Source organism: Vagococcus sp. WN80Y, from assembly GCF_059621045.1.
On sequence record NZ_JCAQHY010000149.1, the window covers coordinates 1 to 17413 of the forward strand.

Annotated in this window: 17 protein-coding genes and 1 pseudogene; 13 read left to right on the plus strand and 5 right to left on the minus strand. The window is 35.8% G+C overall.

Annotation, left to right across the window (positions count from 1 at the left end):
- Window positions 1-380: 380 nt before the first annotated feature.
- Window positions 381-692, plus strand: a pseudogene (locus AC5KOD_RS10630) (recombinase family protein); the annotation flags it as partial.
- Between the two features lie 56 nt (window positions 693-748).
- Here AC5KOD_RS10630 and AC5KOD_RS10635 read toward each other — a convergent pair.
- Window positions 749-1312 carry a YdeI/OmpD-associated family protein gene (locus AC5KOD_RS10635; RefSeq protein ID WP_496914536.1) on the minus strand — a complete coding sequence of 188 codons (564 nt, stop codon included), beginning with the start codon at window positions 1310-1312 and terminating at the stop codon, window positions 749-751.
- Window positions 1313-1542: 230 nt separating this feature from the next.
- On the minus strand, window positions 1543-1794 hold the full coding sequence (locus AC5KOD_RS10640) for a DUF3781 domain-containing protein (RefSeq protein ID WP_496914537.1): 252 nt from the start codon (window positions 1792-1794) through the stop codon (window positions 1543-1545).
- Window positions 1795-1892: 98 nt separating this feature from the next.
- Between AC5KOD_RS10640 and AC5KOD_RS10645 the strand changes: the two genes are divergently transcribed.
- Both AC5KOD_RS10645 and AC5KOD_RS10650 read left to right on the plus strand, forming a co-directional pair.
- Window positions 1893-2558 (plus strand): recombinase family protein, encoded by a 666-nt coding sequence (locus tag AC5KOD_RS10645; protein WP_496914538.1) that lies wholly within the window; start codon window positions 1893-1895, stop codon window positions 2556-2558.
- A 253-nt stretch (window positions 2559-2811) separates the two neighbouring features.
- On the plus strand, window positions 2812-4491 hold the full coding sequence (locus AC5KOD_RS10650; RefSeq protein WP_496914539.1) for an LPXTG cell wall anchor domain-containing protein: 1680 nt from the start codon (window positions 2812-2814) through the stop codon (window positions 4489-4491).
- A 138-nt stretch (window positions 4492-4629) separates the two neighbouring features.
- On the opposite strand, the gene AC5KOD_RS10655 is transcribed toward AC5KOD_RS10650, so the two are convergent.
- The gene (locus AC5KOD_RS10655; protein ID WP_496914540.1) at window positions 4630-4884 is read right to left on the minus strand and encodes a hypothetical protein; all 255 of its coding nucleotides are present in this window, start codon (window positions 4882-4884) and stop codon (window positions 4630-4632) included.
- A gap of 147 nt (window positions 4885-5031) precedes the next feature.
- Window positions 5032-6294 (minus strand): Abi-alpha family protein, encoded by a 1263-nt coding sequence (locus AC5KOD_RS10660; protein WP_496914541.1) that lies wholly within the window; start codon window positions 6292-6294, stop codon window positions 5032-5034.
- A gap of 92 nt (window positions 6295-6386) precedes the next feature.
- On the opposite strand from AC5KOD_RS10660, the gene AC5KOD_RS10665 reads away from it, so the two are divergent.
- From AC5KOD_RS10665 to AC5KOD_RS10690, 6 genes are all read left to right on the plus strand, one after another.
- On the plus strand, window positions 6387-6686 hold the full coding sequence (locus tag AC5KOD_RS10665) for a hypothetical protein (protein WP_496914542.1): 300 nt from the start codon (window positions 6387-6389) through the stop codon (window positions 6684-6686).
- Between the two features lie 13 nt (window positions 6687-6699).
- Window positions 6700-6936, plus strand: a complete 237-nt coding sequence (locus AC5KOD_RS10670; RefSeq protein WP_496914543.1) for a hypothetical protein — start codon at window positions 6700-6702, stop codon at window positions 6934-6936.
- Between the two features lie 70 nt (window positions 6937-7006).
- Window positions 7007-7177, plus strand: a complete 171-nt coding sequence (locus AC5KOD_RS10675) for a hypothetical protein (protein ID WP_496914544.1) — start codon at window positions 7007-7009, stop codon at window positions 7175-7177.
- Window positions 7178-7542: 365 nt separating this feature from the next.
- Entirely contained in the window at window positions 7543-9726 is a 2184-nt protein-coding gene (locus AC5KOD_RS10680) for a type IV secretory system conjugative DNA transfer family protein (RefSeq protein WP_496914545.1), read from the plus strand.
- A 135-nt stretch (window positions 9727-9861) separates the two neighbouring features.
- Complete coding sequence (locus AC5KOD_RS10685; protein WP_496914546.1) at window positions 9862-10674, plus strand: replication-relaxation family protein; 813 nt, start codon at window positions 9862-9864, stop codon at window positions 10672-10674.
- 241 nt (window positions 10675-10915) lie between these two features.
- On the plus strand, window positions 10916-12565 hold the full coding sequence (locus tag AC5KOD_RS10690; RefSeq protein ID WP_496914547.1) for a DUF4368 domain-containing protein: 1650 nt from the start codon (window positions 10916-10918) through the stop codon (window positions 12563-12565).
- Between the two features lie 122 nt (window positions 12566-12687).
- Here AC5KOD_RS10690 and AC5KOD_RS10695 read toward each other — a convergent pair whose 3' ends face one another.
- A complete protein-coding gene (locus AC5KOD_RS10695; RefSeq protein WP_496914548.1) occupies window positions 12688-13323 on the minus strand; it encodes a CPBP family intramembrane glutamic endopeptidase in 636 nt (211 codons plus the stop codon).
- A 202-nt stretch (window positions 13324-13525) separates the two neighbouring features.
- Here AC5KOD_RS10695 and groES point away from each other — a divergent pair, with 202 nt between their 5' ends.
- From groES to AC5KOD_RS10715, 4 genes are all read left to right on the plus strand, one after another.
- Window positions 13526-13810: a co-chaperone GroES gene (gene groES, locus AC5KOD_RS10700; protein ID WP_496914549.1), complete on the plus strand. Its 285-nt coding sequence runs from the start codon at window positions 13526-13528 to the stop codon at window positions 13808-13810.
- Window positions 13811-13863: 53 nt separating this feature from the next.
- Window positions 13864-15495 (plus strand): chaperonin GroEL, encoded by a 1632-nt coding sequence (groL, locus tag AC5KOD_RS10705; RefSeq protein WP_496914550.1) that lies wholly within the window; start codon window positions 13864-13866, stop codon window positions 15493-15495.
- Between the two features lie 127 nt (window positions 15496-15622).
- Window positions 15623-16372, plus strand: coding sequence for a CPBP family intramembrane glutamic endopeptidase (locus tag AC5KOD_RS10710; RefSeq protein ID WP_496914551.1), 750 nt, complete (start codon window positions 15623-15625; stop codon window positions 16370-16372).
- Window positions 16373-16570: 198 nt separating this feature from the next.
- Window positions 16571-17386 carry a helix-turn-helix domain-containing protein gene (locus tag AC5KOD_RS10715; RefSeq protein WP_496914552.1) on the plus strand — a complete coding sequence of 272 codons (816 nt, stop codon included), beginning with the start codon at window positions 16571-16573 and terminating at the stop codon, window positions 17384-17386.
- Window positions 17387-17413: the final 27 nt, after the last annotated feature.

Here is a 17413-nt window from a genome sequence, read left to right on the forward strand (position 1 = left end):
AAGATTTGCGGTAGAAAGATTATCTCTCAAACTGAAATTAGTCGCTTAAAAAAAATCACATAAATAAAATTGGGTAAGCTTATTCTCAAATAAAATATTGATTATGAAATTGATTCAATCAAATAAAACAATAAATTTAATTCGGTGAAAGATGAGTTTTTACACAATAGTTTTATAGCTCAAAAGACTTGTAACCATGCTACGAGTCTTTTGTTAGTTTTTGAAATCAATAATAGTTAAACCAATTAAAAATTCAAGTACAATAGGAAAATAAACGAAAGGATTATTATGCAAAAAATCACCGTCCTTTACAGCCGTTCATCTATAGACAACAAAGAAGCCATCAGCTATCAGATGGCTAAACTGGAAAATATTGTAAAGATAATAATATCAAATCTTTCAAGCACTACACTGACAACAACCAAAGCGGAACGTCACTTAATCGGCCCTCCTTTACTGAGTTAAGAAAAGCTTTAGTTGACGGTAAAATTGATAAAGTTATTATCAAGTCAATCTTCCAATTAAGCCGAAACGTTAACGAAATACCTATGATTGTTATTTCTGAAATTGAGGCTAATCAAGCTAAACTAATTACGCTAGATGAGGGTGATTATCACCCAGATGATGACCCGATGATTATGATTTTTAGGGGGATGTACGAACAACCTAAATGGAAGAATTCGAAAGAGTAGAAAAGGAAACCCTTAGTCAAGTAAACAGGACTTGCAAACACGCAAGTTCTGTTTTATTACATTGGCTTCAAATTTTTCTCTAGACGATCAGCCATCCATGCTAAACGCTTTGTGCGCCCATCATCTGTTTTAGCATCTAAATATGCTCGCGTGTACGTCTTTTGTATAGACGGTGACATGGCCTGAAAATTTTCATGTGCTAGTTTATTTTGTTTGAGTAGTTCACTCACGACTTTAATTTGTTCGTCAGTAATGCCGGACGGCTTACTAGCGTTTTCCCATTGACCATTTTGCTTGGCTTCTTCAATTTTATTTCTACCAAAGTCAGTCATGATACCTTGTTTCTCTAACTCTTTAACCAGTGATTTATTCTTAACAGACCATTTGCTATTTTTCCTACGTTCAGAAAAATATTTGATATATGATTTCTCATCCACTTTTTTCATGACGCCATCAATCCAGCCATAGCAAAGCGCCTCTTCAAGTGCCTCATTAGCTTTCAAAGTTGTTAATTCAGTGTTTTTACCAAATAACAACCAAACACCCTTGTTGGACTGGCAATTTTCTGACAACCACTCCCTAAATTCATTACGTGTCTTAAAATATAATGGGTCGCTCATGGTAGTTCCTCCTTAAGTTGAGTACTGCTTTTATATTGCTCATTATACTACAAGTGAAGTGGAAATGAGACATTTTAAAGTAAATAAAATGCGATAATGGTACTTACAGTTAAAACACTATTTAACAAATTAGAAAACAGTAAGTCAAACTTTGCGGTCATATAGCCTGTAACTCTAAGAAAGTTACAGGATTTTTTACTTTCCCTTACAACACAGGGGTTCTTTGCTGTTTACATTTCATCAGCAGTAATAACTCTATAAGTATGGGAATTAACAGTTACTCTAACTTTAGCTTTGGCACCCTCAATATAATAATTCTTTCCTATTTTGCTAATGAGGCTCGTTTCAGATTCAATGATTTTGTAAACTAATTCTTCAATTTCGTCTTTTGACATATTAGTTTTTAGCTTTTTATTTATTCTGCCGTAGACTAAATCAGTATAACAAATTTGACTCAGTATAGTTTTTCGTAAATTATTCATTTTCGCCCTCCAGTTTCAATGCGGTGTTGACATTATTTTACCATACAGCCTTTACAATATAGAAGTAACAACAAAACTAATACATTGGAGGCAACAACATGGTAAAAACAAAGAAGAAACAGCTTAATGAATTGAGAGAACCAGACAAGATCAGTATTGCATATGCACGAGTCTCGTCGCTCGACGACCGCCAAAAACTTGGCTTGTCCGTCCAGACAGAAGCCTTGCAGACTTGCGATGCTCTATTCAAAGAGAAACAGTCAGGAAGCGACGACGAGCGCCCAGAGCTTGCTAAAGCCATTAGTCTAGCTAAACAATTAGCCAGCGATGGCAAGCAAGTAACTTTTCACGTTTACAAGATGGACAGGTTAAGCCGTAAAACTTCAACGCTGCTTAAAATTGTAGAAGAACTAAAAGAAGTTGGTATTGAGTTTGTGAGTGTCAAAGAAAACATTGATACGTCAACGCCCACAGGAGTTTTAATGTATCAGCTACTTGGCATATTTGCTGAGTTTGAACTAAACAATATTAAACAACGAACTCGTGAAGGGTTACAAAAAGCCAGAGAAAATGGTGTTAAATTAGGTAAACCAGCATTAATCGAAAAGAAAAAACAGCAAATTATTAGCCTATACCAATTAAACTCACTTCCAGTTAAAACCATTGCCCAACGCCTCAAGGTCAGTGAGAGTTCTGTCTACAAAACACTGCGAGATAGCCAAGTTAAGAGACGAAAGCCTAAAAACATTTCTTTAAAACCCTAGTTATTTATGTTACACTTTTGATATAGCCATTTGTTTTTATATCGAACGTTAAAAACAGACAACTGATTAAGCAATTATACATATAAATATTTACTTCAAAACGCTGATTTAATAAGGTTTTTACTTTGTTAGGTTGGCGTTTTTTGTTATCTTCTTATTTCGTTCGATATAAACAGTCTAATAACGGAGGTGAAAAGTAGCTTTACTCAATGGGAAAATGGTTTTAAAACACAATAAGGAGATGAAATGAAGAGTGAAACAAAACACACGTATTGCAAGACTTATCCGCAATAAACGAGTTAAAAAACTAGCTAATTTTGCCACAGTAGCAATGTTAGTCTGCCCTTTAGCAATTGGAGCGGTTAAAGCTCTTGCGGAAAATATGGAAGAACCACCAGCAACGGAAGACGTTACCCCAGCGGTAGCTGAGAAAGAACCAACAGAAGATTTAAAACTAGAAGGTACAGAAAACAATGATGCTGTTCAGGAAGAAGACCCCCTCCCTGAAATGGTTCCTAATCTAGCTAAACCAGAGGAAGAAACTGATTTAAAAGAAGTAGCAGAAGCTACTGGACAACAAGACCTAGCTAAAGATGCAGAGATTGCTGACTTGTTCAGTCAGCTATACAATTTACATGGTGATTTAGAATCTAAAGTATCTGGCACTGAGTTTGAAAGTAAGTTACTAGATGTCTACCATGAATTTGACCAAATATCTCAATTCCAAGGTCTGTTTGTTCAAATAAACGGATGGGATGGTTGGTATAACTATGCTCTTTCTAATTTGCCGAGAATTTTAAATGATTTAAAAGCAATAGAATCTCAGCTCAATGAAACTATTCCAGAAAAAATGGGAACATACACGCTAATTTGTTTAGCTTGGCTTCCTGGTGATGATGGACAGTCTCCAATTTATGAAGAAACTAAAACCGTTCCTTATGGCACTTTTGTCAGAGAAGATGCACCAGAGTTTCCTAATTTTAAACTTTGGTTAACTCCCCCGGGCACTGGTTATGAACATCCGTATGTTGAATTTACCATGAATGAAGAAACAGATAAAAGATCTGTAATATTTAACTACACATCTACTGAAACTATTGTGGATAATATTTTCACAACAGATAAAACTAACGTAAAAGTTGGAGAAAAAGTTACGTTTGCATTAACTCGTAATTTTAGTGAAGGTACGTCAAAAGATATGCCACTTGGAGAATCGCCAAATGGTTTAGTCACAGTATATGATGAAGCAACGGGAGAAGTTGTTAACGGTAATAGCTGGACTCCTAATAAAGTTGGAACTTACACCTTTAGATTGAAAGATAATATATCTAAGTTAGATATAGAGGGTGTTTCTGTAGTCATTACTGTTACGGGTGAAAATACAGAAATAGATTTATCTAAATTACAAGCTATCTATAATAGTATTGGTGATAAAAGTCAGTATACCGAAGAATCTTGGACAAAATTTACCGATGATTCTGTATACCTAAAAAATGGCTTTTGGTTAAAAGAAGCTAGAAGACTGTTAGATGGTGAAAATGTTGATTGGGATAATTTAAGCCAAGAATATGTTGATAAAATAGCTGCTGGTTTACAAGAAGCAATCAATACAATATTAGTAAAAACTGAAAACGATGGTACTGGTTCAGGTACTGATACAAGTGGAGACAATAAGGATAAAGGTAACGAAAATAGCACTGCTACCGATAATAATAACTCAAGCAGTGGCAACCAAAACAAAGCTAACCTCCACAACAGTACAGATCAAAAAGCAAATAACACTAAGAAAAATAGCAATTCAAACCAAGAACAAAGCAAAAATCTACCTACTACAGGTGAAAAAGAAACTTATGTCATGTTTTTAAGTGGACTTGTTACACTTGGTGGAATGTTAGTAGCTGTATTAAAGAAAAAACGTAAAGAAGTAGGATAATTAACACGAACTAACAATTATTATTTAGAAATATAGCCTTGTTGAAACGTAGACAAGGCTATTTATTTTTGGGTAAAGAAAATCCCTTATCTATTTAATTCCAGATAAGGGTAAAAGTTAGAATTATATTCCTAACTTTTAAAGTTGCTTGAGTGTTTCTAATTCTATTTCTCGCTCTATTTTTCGCTGCTCTTCAAGAACTTCGATTTTTTGTCCAATAATATAACTCATTCGAGCCCCAGTGACTCTTTGAATAACCTCTAAGTCTACATTCTCTTTGAGGAGCTCTTCTAGCATGCGCTGACGCTCGCTTGATCTAACTTTACTGTCACGCATTTTTAAGCTTGCTTCACTGTGCTTTAGTTTTTCTACGAGTCTATTATTTTGTTGCATAATATAACACCACATCTTTCGTATAAATTTAGTCTACTCTTGCCAGCAGACTATAAAAATCTGCTAATACAGGCAAGTGTATTTGTAAAATACTAAACGTATACATTCATAAAATAACATAAAAATTGTTTTTTGTCAATATGGCAACTATAGCAGCATTCGATGTTGAGTGATTTTATCTTTGGAAACATATTCAAGAAAGTCTCTACCAAACCAAGTTAAACCAAACATTTCCATGTGTAAAAACATCTCTTCGATATGACAATCTCTATTTTTACTTAATAAATAATTTAATTTATTTATATGATTATTCAAGCTTCTTGCGCAAGAAATATCATGCCCAAAGATGAATAGCTGTCGTTTCTCTTTTAAAGTCAGTTTTGTACTCATGCTAAACTTTGGAAACAACCTATTTTTCCTCATAACAACATATCTATCGATCTCTTTATTCTCTACACGTTTGCTCTCTTTCGTTATTATCCCAAGTCTTATTAAATTCTGAAAATTATGTTCCAAACCAGTGATTTTATTTTTCCCTTTTCGCTCAGCGGGACAACTATAGTTTTGGTAATAGTCGGAATAATATTCTGGTTCTTTCGATATGAGTATTTTTTTATCAAACATCGTAACTGTTATTAAACTAAAAATATATGGATTATCTATATAGTAGGATAACATTCTTGCATCTTCTGGTGTCAATTCTTGAAGAATATTAGCATACACGTAAGACAGATCTCCTTGCACTAAATATCCTAAATCTTCAATAGGCGATGACAATAAAGTTGAAAAGCAATTTTGAACCTTAGAACGATTCTTTTTTTGTTCGTTTGATGAATAGACTAAGTCCATATCAAAGCTATCTTGGTTTTCTGGCTTTCCTAAACTATGCATTACAGCATTTATAAATAGTGCTGATAAAAATATACACTTTGTTTTATCTTCGTTATAAATTTTCTTAATTCTTTCTCTCTCATATTTACTATGGATAAATATAGGAAGTTCTATCATATCTTTAAAAATCTCATTTATCAAACCAACTTCTATTTCATCTATTATTTGCGAGAAGTGAAAACTAAAATCTTCAGGCTTGATTTTTTTACATGTATTTCGCCACTTTCGTGGCAATTTTATATCTTGAAGAACGCTATTAAGCATATCAAACGACATCCGATCATTGTTTTTCCGCTCAGTTTTCCAGTCCTTATGAGTATCATATATTTCTTGAGGAACAAAAGTAATTAGTTTTTCAAATAGAGTGTCTAATATTTCAATTGGCAGTGTAGATTCTGGATACCTATAACACTTTCTGAGTAATTTAATAAAATTTACCAACCTATTGTCTTGCATTTTAAGATCACCTTTTCCATATTTATTCCATGAATGTTCTTTCTGTATTCTTAATTTTATCACTAGGCTTTCCTTCACGTAAATAGTAAATAATAATATGATTACATTAAGCAATTCGCGAATGCTAAAAAACTTAAAAGAAAGAGGTTCTCATCATGACAATACCAACAAATAATTTAGCAAGTTTTCTATCAAGTGTAAATGTAAGTAATGAGATAACAGCACCAACCCAGCAGTTAATTCTTAAGACCGATTCTTTAGAGCTGGCTCGTCAAGTGGAAGGTCAATTAAAGAAAAATACCGCTCGTGAGCTAATTCTTTCAGATGGTATGCAGAAAGTTTCTAGCATCTCTTTACAGGCTGTCGAACTGTCCATGCAAAATCCAGAAGCCAGTGGCCGTTTGCAATATCTTGCTGACTATTTTACGTATTTAACTGCTCAAGATTTATTATAAGGAGGAAATCAAAATGAATGAAAATTTACTTTTAATATGTGTGCTAGGTGTTTCCATTATAGCAGTTGTCATTATGGAGTTTATGTTTGATAAATTAGACAGTAAACATAAAGATTCTAAGCCAATTGAAAGCCAGTATACCGATGATGAAATTCGCATGGCTCAATATCTCGAAGCTAAGGCAAGGTCAGATGCACGCTACCAAGTATTTAGGCAAATGATGCATGATACTTCAAGGAAAGATGACTGATGATATAAAAAACTAAAATATGGTGCTGGCTTTATGGCTAGCACCTCCCTTTAAAGGATGTGAGTTAATCATGAATAAGAGTTTCAATTTCAACGATCTATACGAAGAAATAAAACAAGAGCAGTTCTCAGCTCCAACTAGCAAAAATTTAGAAAGTTTTTATATTCACTGGGGTAAGCCTTTCACTCTAATCGCTGGATTAAAAAATGAAGTAGAAAAAGAGCCGGAAATACCACCGTAAGTGAAAACGTGGTATTAAAAACTACACCGGACAAACACGTGCAGTTTATGCCTGTTTTAATCTGTAAACAGCTTTCGCATCGGCTCAAATTCAATTCATCGAAAGTTTGCATTTTCTAAGTATATTCTGTTTAAATACCCAGCATGCAGCTAACAAGAAAGGACAAAGCTATGAAAGGTTGCTGATAAAAATGAAAACAATATTCCGCTACATTCTGCTATTTGTTGTAGCCGCCATTTTAATAAATTGGGGTGCAAGACTAATTGCAGATGTGTCGCATATCCGGATTATCCTAATCGTGCTATATACCGTTGGTGTAATCGTCTATCGGGTAATCAAAGTAAAACAAGATTGGAGGTGAATGTATGAAAAGAAAATATAATAAATTAGTTTGGCGTGAGGTGGTTTTTCAACGACCGTTTGAAGTAGATGAGATTTTTAATCTTCTCACCCATCTATCTGGACTAACTAGAAGAAAACAAATTGTTTGGGAGGTTCGAGGAAATGAAAAAGGTAAAATTAGATATTTATTAGGTTTAGAAGAAGCAGATGAGATAAAAATAAAAAAGATTTTCAACTCCCATGCCGTCAGCCTATCTTTCTCTAATTCAACAATTGCTAAGAGAAAAGATATGACATTGACAAAAGAATTAAGAATTACTTATCGGAATCTAGCGCTTAAAACAACGGACATAACCAGTATGACAAGGGCTTGCTTGTCCGCTATAGCTAGTTTAACTAAGAATGAGGAAATGTGTTTACAAGTTATCGTGGGAGCTTCTAGCCCACCTAAACCAGTAAATACAGACAACTTAGTTGACCCAAGTGCAACCGTTTGGCAAATTATTTGTGGAAATTTACCGCCAATATCACCAGAAAACAAGCAACTACTCAAAGAAAAACAAAAATATAGTCAATTTCAATCGGTTATTAGGCTAGGGATTGCCTCAGGTAGTCCAAAACGAGAGCAAGAACTAATACAGTTAATGCTTAGTAGTCTCAGGATACTAGAAAGTAGTGGTGCTCGTATTTCGTTAAAATCTACAAAAAATTCATTATTAGGGCACGCTCATACTCCTTGGCACTATCCGCTAAGATTATCCGCCCGAGAGCTTGGCTGTTTCTGGCTTACACCATTTGACAGCGAAGAACTTCCAGGAGTATGTAGCGTAACCCCTAAACTTAATTTACCACCTTTATGGCTAAAGTCAAGAGCACCAAGAGCCTTTGGTTGTACAGTGACTGGCGGTAGCCATAACGATATAAAAGAACTAGCAATTTCAGAACAATCTGCTTTACAGCATACCGTATTAACCTCACCAACCGGCTCAGGCAAAAGCAACATCTTATTGACGCTTGCACTTGATGATTGTAAGACAGGACGTAGCATTCTGCTAATTGATCCAAAAACAGACCTCGTGAATGACTTGCTAGAACGTTTACCAGAGCACCGTAAAAATGATGTAGTAGTAATTGACCCTTCCTCTCATTCTCCAGTTGGGTTTAACCCATTCTCGCTTATAGATGCTGGTGTTCCACCTGAACTAGTTGCTGACTCGATTCTTTCAGTGTTTAAGGATATATTCAAAGACAACTGGGGTATTCGGAGTCAAGACGTACTGTCTAATGCGTTACTAACGCTTGCCAAAACAAAGAATGCTAGTTTAGTTATGCTTACACCGCTTTTAACAGATAAAAAGTATCGAGATAAGATTTTAAAAGATATTCAAGACCCCTTAGGAGTTGAGCCATTTTGGCAGTCATTTGAGAACTTGTCGAGTGGCGAAAAATCACAACTTATTGCACCTGTTTTAAATAAAACACGTCAATTTTTATTATTGCCACAACTTAGAAATACGATTTGTCAGCTAAACTCTAAATTCGTGTTAACCGACCTCTTCTGCAAGCGGAGAATTATTTTGGTCAAGTTAAATAAGGGCGTAATAGGCAATGAGACAGCTAAGCTAATAGGCTCGTTGCTAGTTGGTTTGACATGGGTATTCGCTTTAAAAAGAGCTGAGATTAAGCTCGAGAAACGTCACTTTATTTCAATCATAATTGATGAGCTACAAGACTACTTGAGGCTACCAACCGATTTATCAGACGCCTTGAGCCAAAGTCGTGGACTTGGTATTGGACTAACGCTGAGCCACCAATACCGCCACCAATTATCGCCTGAAATTAAAGCTGGAATTGATGCCAACTGCAAGAATAAAATTTGCTTTGGTTTAGAAATGGATGACGCCAAACAAATGGCTAACCTATCTGACGGACTGACCGCTCTCGATTTTTACAAACTACCACGCTACCACTTGTACGCTAACTTGTTAGTAGGTGGAAAAATGACTGGTTGGTTATCTGGAAAATCCTATCCGCCGATAAAACCAATCAGAGAGATGACCGAAATTTACAACCAGAGTATGCAAAATTATGGTCGAGGGTCAAAAGAAATCGAAGCAGAATTTATGGAGCTACTCGGCTTCAATGACCAGAAAAAAGATAGCGAGCCAATCAAGGATATTGGCAGAAAAAAGCGTAAAACAACTTAAATTTTATTAGCGTATCGCTTTGCGGGTCGCGCTGATGAACAATTCCAAGCAAACTACTGTTAAAACTGACTTTTAACGGCCTATTTGCACACGACTTACTACGCTTTTTATTACTAAATTACGGAGGAAACCACCATGAAAAATATAATAAAAAATTTAAACGAATTAGACATTGAAATACTAAAATTACTCTACCTTACTCACTACGCCAGCAACAAACAAATTGCCCGATTGTTCTTTTCAGATAGTCCAACCGAAGCCACTAGTTTACGCCGAGCCAACCGAACCACTAAGAAGCTTGGCGACTTAAAACTCATTCGCCATTTAGATAGAAGAATCGGCGGTTCACGAGCTGGCTCTGGTTCGCATGTCTTCACACTAGCTAATACTGGTGTGAAGCTACTCAAGCAAGTTGACGATACAATTAACGATTCTCGCCGTAATGCATATGAACCAAGTTCAAATCACTTGAAGCACACGTTAGCAATTACAGAAGTATATACCCAGCTAAAAGAATTAGATCGTGAGTTTGAAAATATGAAACTAGAGAAAGTCGAGTTTGAACCACAATGCTGGCGATCGTACCCACAAAATGGTGGCGTGGCACAATACCTAAAACCCGACTTATTCGTCCATTTAATATTAGATGAATACGAAGACCTGTATATGGTTGAGCTAGATTGTAACACAGAGAGTTTAACCCGAATCTTGAACAAAAGTAAACAGTTTGTTGCCTACTATAATTCAGGTATTGAGCAAAATATCCATGGAATTTTTCCACTCGTTATTTGGCTTGTACCAGACGAAAAACGCAAGCTAGCGATTAAGAATAAACTGACCACTGAACTAAATAACTATTGGCAACTGTTTGAAGTCTTAACACTGGATGAATTTAGTGGTTTTGTCTATCGAAATGAAAGCGAGGCTGATGACGAACAAAACATATAAAAAACACTCAACCAAGGTAATTAAAGACGGTAAAAAAACGTATATTATCAATTCGTTTTTAGAAGATAGTTCAAATAGAAATATTGCTAATATTCTCCTTACCTTAATGTTAAGAGAGCTTGAAAAAGATAAATAAATAACACTGAAACATACGGCTACCGCTGTAAATCAGACCCTAAAAATGGTATAATAGTAGGTAGCCGTAGGGTTTTCATGACTTCTTCGAAAGGAGAAAAACATCATGAATTTAGAAACCTTACAACGTACATTGACAATTCAAAATCATAATCTTTCTAGGAGGAATAAAGGCAAACAAGAAATTACTGTGCTTTACGTTCGACTTTCACAAGACGACGGTAGTCAAGGCGATAGTGATTCAATTACCAATCAGAAAGCCATGTTAGAAAAATTTGCTCGTGAGAATAAGCTTTATAACACGCGCTTTTTTGTAGATGATGGCTATTCAGGAACTAACTTTAATCGCCCAGGCTTTCAAGAAGCTTTAGGCCTAATCAATAACGGTGAGGTTAAAACCTTTGTGGTTAAAGATTTATCACGATTCGGAAGAAGCTACGCTGAAGTAGCGCTCTATACAGAAATTCTATTTCCAAAGTTAGATATTCGCTTTATTGCAGTTAATGACGGCGTAGACTCTGAGACTCAAGACGCTAACGAAATTGACTTCGCCCCGTTCAGAAACGTCTTCAATGAGTTCTTCGCTAAGGATACGAGCAAAAAAATTCGAGCCGTAAAACGTGCCAAGGGTTTATCTGGTGCACGGCTTTCCTCTCATGCTCCATTTGGTTACAAAAAAGACCCACAGGACAAAAATCATTTGTTAATAGATGAGCCAACTGCTGAAGTTGTGAGAAAGATTTTTAGCTACTGTGCTAACGGATTTGGACCGCATAAGATTGCTAAAAAGCTTAAAGAGGAACGTATTCCAACCATCAAAGAGTATAAAGCAGAGTCGGCTAGTCCATTATGCAAATGGGGGTGTACGGTTGTAGTAAAAATATTAGAACGCCCTGAGTATTTAGGCCATACCGTAAATTTTAAGACTCATACGAAGTCTTATCGAGATAAAAGGCAAATCTGGAACGACCCGAAAGATTGGGTAATTTTTAAAAATACTCATGAGCCAATTATTGACCAAGCAACTTTTGACCTTGTACAAAAGATGAGACAACAAAGACGTCGGAACACTAAAGCCGACCGTGTGGGGTTATTTTCTGGCTTAGTCTTTTGTGCTGACTGTAAAACTCGTCATTGCTTTTGTACTGGAAAAAGTGTTTCACCAAATCAAGAGCGATATGTATGCAATGGTTATAGTAGACATAATTCTATTTGTGATAACGCTCATTATATCCGTGAAATGAAACTAATTGATATTGTTTTAACTGATGTAAATGAAAAAATTAACTTTTTAAAACGGCATGAAGAACAATTTATTGAAAGCTTATCCAAACAAGCCAAAACTGAACAGAAAAAAGAGTTAAGGAAAGCCGAAAAGCGAATAATAGAAGCAAAGAAACGAGCAAGTGAGCTTGATAACATTATCAAGCGACTATATGAAGATAGTGTTTCGGACAAACTTTCAGATGAGCGCTTTACTATTCTTTCCAAAGATTATGAATTTGAGCAATCCAAATTAAAACAAGAAGTTGATGGACTAGAAACACGACTTTCTAAACAAAAGGAAGACATAGAGAACATCCAGAAATTTCTTGAAATTGTCCGAAAATACACTACGCTTGAAAGCTTAACACCTAGCATTGTGAATGAACTCATTACTCGAATTGAAATTCATAAACCAGACAAAAGTACTGGCAGGCGAACCCAGCAAATTGATATTTACTACCGATTTGTTGGAAAGTTAGATGAGATTTAAAGACAAGAAAAATCCCGACAAGTTTTCACTTGTCGGGTAGTAACTCAATTTAGTAAGTTACATGCACCTAGCTTTAATTGGGTGTCGTTTTTCTCTGTGAACTATGATTAGAACTGAGTCGTTTATGCAAGTGTTAGTTGGATCAACATTACGCAAAAGTTCATCGAGCAATGAGAGATGATGGAAGTCCATATACTGCCGGTTTTTTTGTACAAGAAGTAAAATACCATCCCCATGGAGAAGTAAACAAGGAGATGACCATCCGCGTGTACTAATGCAAAGAGGGTTGAACTGATTAATGCTGCTAATAAAGTCGCCATGTATTGATTTAGAAAACCGATGATGCAGCGACGGAAAATGAACTCTTCCATAATAGGTCCAGCGATTGTGACTGCTAGTAAAAAAAATGGAGAATCACGAATTAATTGAGCAATAACCTGGGTATTTTGTGAGGAACCAGTTTGCCAAATAAGCTGTTCAATTGTTCCAGTGGCAATCTGGGTGATAAAAGCTAAAAATACGCCGTAAAATCCCCAAGTGATGACTGTTGAATGAGGCGCTCTTTTTTCTTCAATTTGAGGAGATTCGTTGAGTGAGTGACTTAAAAAAATCATTGAACCAGCACCGATTAAATAGCTAATGGTTGTAAAAGTAGTGATTAAAGTATTACTAGAATCAAAGGGTCTTAGTAAGCTTGGGCTAAAATAAACGACCAAATAGATTAATATCTGAGTTGTCGTGTACTTCTTTAATGTCATATTTGACCTCCGTTATAAGGCTTTTCTTTAAATTAAAGTATAGCACAATTGAGTCTAAGAACTAATTAAAAACTTTTTTACCATATTTCTTGCAAAAAAACTAAATAATGAGTATTATATAAGAGTGAGTTAGCACTTGGTACAAAAGAGTGCTAAATGCTAATTGAATTAACTATAGACTTATAAAGTGGAGGGATTTACAGTGTTAAAACCATTAAATGATCGTGTTGTTATTGAAGTAGGTCAAGAAGAAGAAGTAACCGCTGGTGGCTTAGTATTGACTTCGGCAGCTAAAGAAAAACCACAAACCGGTGAGGTAATCGCTGTTGGTGATGGCCAAGTGTTAGAAAATGGCACAAGAATGACCTTATCCGTTAAAGTCGGTGACAAAGTGATGTTTGAAAAATACGCTGGGTCAGAAGTTAAATACGAAGGTAAAGACTATTTAATCGTTCACGAAAAAGATATCGTGGCAATTGTTGACTAAACATTAAAAACATTTTTAGGAATTAAAAATATTATGATGAGGTGAAAGAAATAATGGCTAAAGATATTAAATTTTCAGTAGATGCTCGCGCAGCAATGGTTAAAGGTGTAGATACATTGGCTGACGTAGTAAAAGTAACATTAGGACCAAAGGGACGTAACGTTGTATTAGAAAAAGCTTACGGTTCACCACTAATCACTAATGATGGGGTAACGATTGCGAAAGAGATTGAATTAGAAGATCACTTTGAAAACATGGGCGCAAAACTTGTTTCAGAAGTTGCTTCAAAAACTAATGATATCGCTGGTGACGGTACTACAACAGCGACGTTATTAACACAAGCAATTGTGCGTGAAGGAATTAAGAACGTAACTGCGGGCGCTAATCCGATTGGCATTCGCCGAGGGATTGAAAAGGCGACAAAAGCAGCAGTTGAAGAATTGCATGCAATTTCAGTTAAAGTTGATTCAAAAGAATCTATCGCACAAGTAGCGGCTGTTTCTTCTGGTGATGAGCGTGTCGGTGAATTAGTTTCTGCTGCGATGGATAAAGTTGGAAACGACGGCGTTATCACAATAGAAGAATCTAAAGGAATTGAAACTGAATTAGATGTCGTTGAAGGAATGCAATTTGATCGTGGTTATTTATCTCAATATATGGTAACTGATAACGATAAAATGGAAGCAGTCTTAGATAATCCATACATTTTGATTACAGACAAAAAAATCTCTAATATCCAAGATATTTTGCCGTTATTAGAACAAATTTTACAACAAAATAAACCATTGTTGATCATAGCTGATGATATTGATGGGGAAGCTTTACCAACGTTAGTATTAAATAAAATTCGTGGAACCTTTAACGTAGCAGCTGTTAAAGCGCCTGGTTTCGGCGATCGTCGTAAAGCAATGTTAGAAGATATTGCGACTCTAACAGGCGGCACATTGATCACTGAAGATTTAGGATTAGAGTTGAAAGATGCAACAATTGAGGCTCTTGGAACTGCTCGGACTGTAGTTGTTGATAAAGATAATACAACAATTGTTGAGGGCGCTGGAGACAAACAAGCAATCGAAGATCGTGTTGGGTTAATCCGCTCACAAATTGCAGATACAACATCTGACTTTGACCGTGAAAAATTACAAGAACGTCTAGCTAAATTATCAGGCGGCGTTGCTGTAATTAAAGTAGGTGCTGCAACTGAAACGGAATTAAAAGAGCTTAAATTGCGTATTGAAGATGCTTTAAATGCAACACGTGCAGCTGTTGAAGAGGGAATTGTTTCAGGGGGCGGAACTGCCTTAGTAAACGTTTCTCATAAAGTGGCGGAATTAAAAGCAGAAGGTGATGAGCAAACAGGAATCAACATCGTCTTGCGTGCCCTTGAAGAACCAATTCGTCAAATTGCTGATAATGCTGGTCATGAAGGATCAGTTGTAGTTGATAAATTAAAACAAGTAGAAACCGGTGTTGGTTTTAATGCTGCTACGGATGAGTGGGTAAACATGATCGAAGCAGGGATTGTTGACCCAACTAAAGTGACACGTTCTGCTTTACAAAATGCGGCAAGTGTTGCTGCGCTAATATTAACAACTGAAGCAGTGATTGCTGATCAACCAGAACCAGCAGGACCAGCAATGCCAGGTATGGATCCAGGTATGGGTGGCATGGGCGGTATGATGTAGCCATTAATCAATTTAAAAGGAGTGGGACAAATCGTCTCGCTTCTTTTTTTGCCTTTGAAAACGTATTGAGAGACTTGTATCAGTGTTATTATTTGCGTTATAATCGAAAAGAAGGATGGTGAAAGAAATGTTACTACAAGAGTTACCAGAAAATCAACGTAATATGAAGGAAATCCCCATAGGCTATGCAGTAGTGCTGTTAGTTCTTTATTGGTTTCTTAATTTTGTTGGACAAGGGGTTGCGTTACTTCCGCAAATAGCGAAGAAGAGTATTGAAATAAGTAATGAATTGACATCAACGAATGGAGATGCTTGGATAGAAAAGATAATGCATAATCTATATTATCCGTGGTTTATTAATGTGATTCAAGTGGCCATTTTCATTTTTATTCTATGGTTGTTTAAGCGTCAAAATGTGACGTTTTTCACCAGTAAGCCATTTTCCAAAAAAGAGTTAGTTCAGATGGTTGTTTATGGTGTGCTGTTAGTAATTGCCTCAACAATTCTCGAGCAGTTAATTAATTATTTTACACCTAACTTTAACACTGCGAATCAAGAAAGTTTAGAGTGGCTATTCACAAACTCATCTAGGGTAACAATGTTTATCTCGATAGTTATTTTAGCACCTATCACGGAGGAAGTAATGTTTCGTGGCGTCTTTTCTGTGATTTTTAAGAAGTTTGAACGTCTTGGTGTTCTAGTTTGTGCAGTAGTTTTTACTTTATTTCATATGCCGACAGACCTACTAAGTTTCTTAGTTTACTTTATAATGGCTTTGGGATTTGGTGTAATTTATTGGAAAACAAAGCTGATTGAAGCCAGTATCTTTGCACATATGTTAAATAATTTTTTGGGCTTTATTTTGATGATAAGTTGAAACAATATGAAATGAATACTGTAATAGCTAGCTTTTTTGCTCAAAATATAATGTATGGCTAACTATCTGTTAGTCATTTAGAGGGGGAGACAATTGTCTTACTCTCTTTATTTTTTAGAATATAAATAGACTTGTGAGTCTTAATAGGAAATGAGGAGTACTTCGTTTATAATAAGCATTAAAGAAAGGGGGACGGAAATGAGTGGATTTAAACCTATTATTTGGCATGAACTGACTAATCACTATTATGAAGTTAAACCGGCTCAAGCGCTGTGTCCCTATATTGATTGTTATTGGATCAGTATGCCACAGACTTCTATTCAGATGGAGAGAGTCATTCCCGATTTATGTGCTGATTTTATTCTAACGTTCACGCCGGATATGACTTTTAAGGAACTTCGTTATTGTGGTCCTAGTACACGGTACTTTATGTCAACGAGCCAATCAGGTGAAATTTTTCTAGGAATTAGATGTTACTTGAACTCTTTGAGAAAGTGGCTTTCTGGTAATTTGACTCAAACGAAAGATCAATTGTTAAGTGAGTGGGATGGTTTTGCTGAATTTAAAGAATTCCTATCTAAGGAAGTAGAGAAGGGGCCAACGCTTAATCAATTGATGTTAGCATTTAATCAATTTTTTTTGAAGCACTTGTCTCAAACTAAATCATCATCAAGTTTAATAAAAAATGTTATAAATAACTGTATTTTACATGCTGATTACCGGGACATTATTCAACGAGAAGTGATTTCTGAACGGTCAATTCAACGTTTATTTCGTCAGGAGACGGGACTTTCTCCTTTTGAGGTTTATGATATTTTACGTTTCCAAAAAACGTTGAAGAAGCTAATTTTAATTCCTAAGATGAGCCTGACTGAGGTGGCGTTAAGTAATGGTTATTATGACCAAGCTCACTTTACGAGGCGGTTTAAATTGATTAGTGGCTTAACTCCGACAGAAGTTCAGCAGAGTTGTCGTAATTATCCAAGACAATTAGTTCGTGGTCCATTAGACTAATGAGAAGACGAGAAGAGAGAGGGAGAA

What these genes read in the sequence shown, in the direction of transcription:
- AC5KOD_RS10635 (WP_496914536.1), bottom strand. Translation starts at nt 1,312, where the DNA reads ATGAGCGACCCATTATATTTTAAGACACGTAATGAATTTAGGGAGTGG.
- AC5KOD_RS10640 (WP_496914537.1), bottom strand. Translation starts at nt 1,794, where the DNA reads ATGAATAATTTACGAAAAACTATACTGAGTCAAATTTGTTATACTGAT.
- AC5KOD_RS10645 (WP_496914538.1), top strand. Translation starts at nt 1,893, where the DNA reads ATGGTAAAAACAAAGAAGAAACAGCTTAATGAATTGAGAGAACCAGAC.
- AC5KOD_RS10655 (WP_496914540.1), bottom strand. Translation starts at nt 4,884, where the DNA reads ATGCAACAAAATAATAGACTCGTAGAAAAACTAAAGCACAGTGAAGCA.
- AC5KOD_RS10665 (WP_496914542.1), top strand. Translation starts at nt 6,387, where the DNA reads ATGACAATACCAACAAATAATTTAGCAAGTTTTCTATCAAGTGTAAAT.
- AC5KOD_RS10670 (WP_496914543.1), top strand. Translation starts at nt 6,700, where the DNA reads ATGAATGAAAATTTACTTTTAATATGTGTGCTAGGTGTTTCCATTATA.
- AC5KOD_RS10675 (WP_496914544.1), top strand. Translation starts at nt 7,007, where the DNA reads ATGAATAAGAGTTTCAATTTCAACGATCTATACGAAGAAATAAAACAA.
- AC5KOD_RS10680 (WP_496914545.1), top strand. Translation starts at nt 7,543, where the DNA reads ATGAAAAGAAAATATAATAAATTAGTTTGGCGTGAGGTGGTTTTTCAA.
- AC5KOD_RS10685 (WP_496914546.1), top strand. Translation starts at nt 9,862, where the DNA reads ATGAAAAATATAATAAAAAATTTAAACGAATTAGACATTGAAATACTA.
- AC5KOD_RS10690 (WP_496914547.1), top strand. Translation starts at nt 10,916, where the DNA reads ATGAATTTAGAAACCTTACAACGTACATTGACAATTCAAAATCATAAT.
- AC5KOD_RS10695 (WP_496914548.1), bottom strand. Translation starts at nt 13,323, where the DNA reads ATGACATTAAAGAAGTACACGACAACTCAGATATTAATCTATTTGGTC.
- groL (WP_496914550.1), top strand. Translation starts at nt 13,864, where the DNA reads ATGGCTAAAGATATTAAATTTTCAGTAGATGCTCGCGCAGCAATGGTT.
- AC5KOD_RS10710 (WP_496914551.1), top strand. Translation starts at nt 15,623, where the DNA reads ATGTTACTACAAGAGTTACCAGAAAATCAACGTAATATGAAGGAAATC.
- AC5KOD_RS10715 (WP_496914552.1), top strand. Translation starts at nt 16,571, where the DNA reads ATGAGTGGATTTAAACCTATTATTTGGCATGAACTGACTAATCACTAT.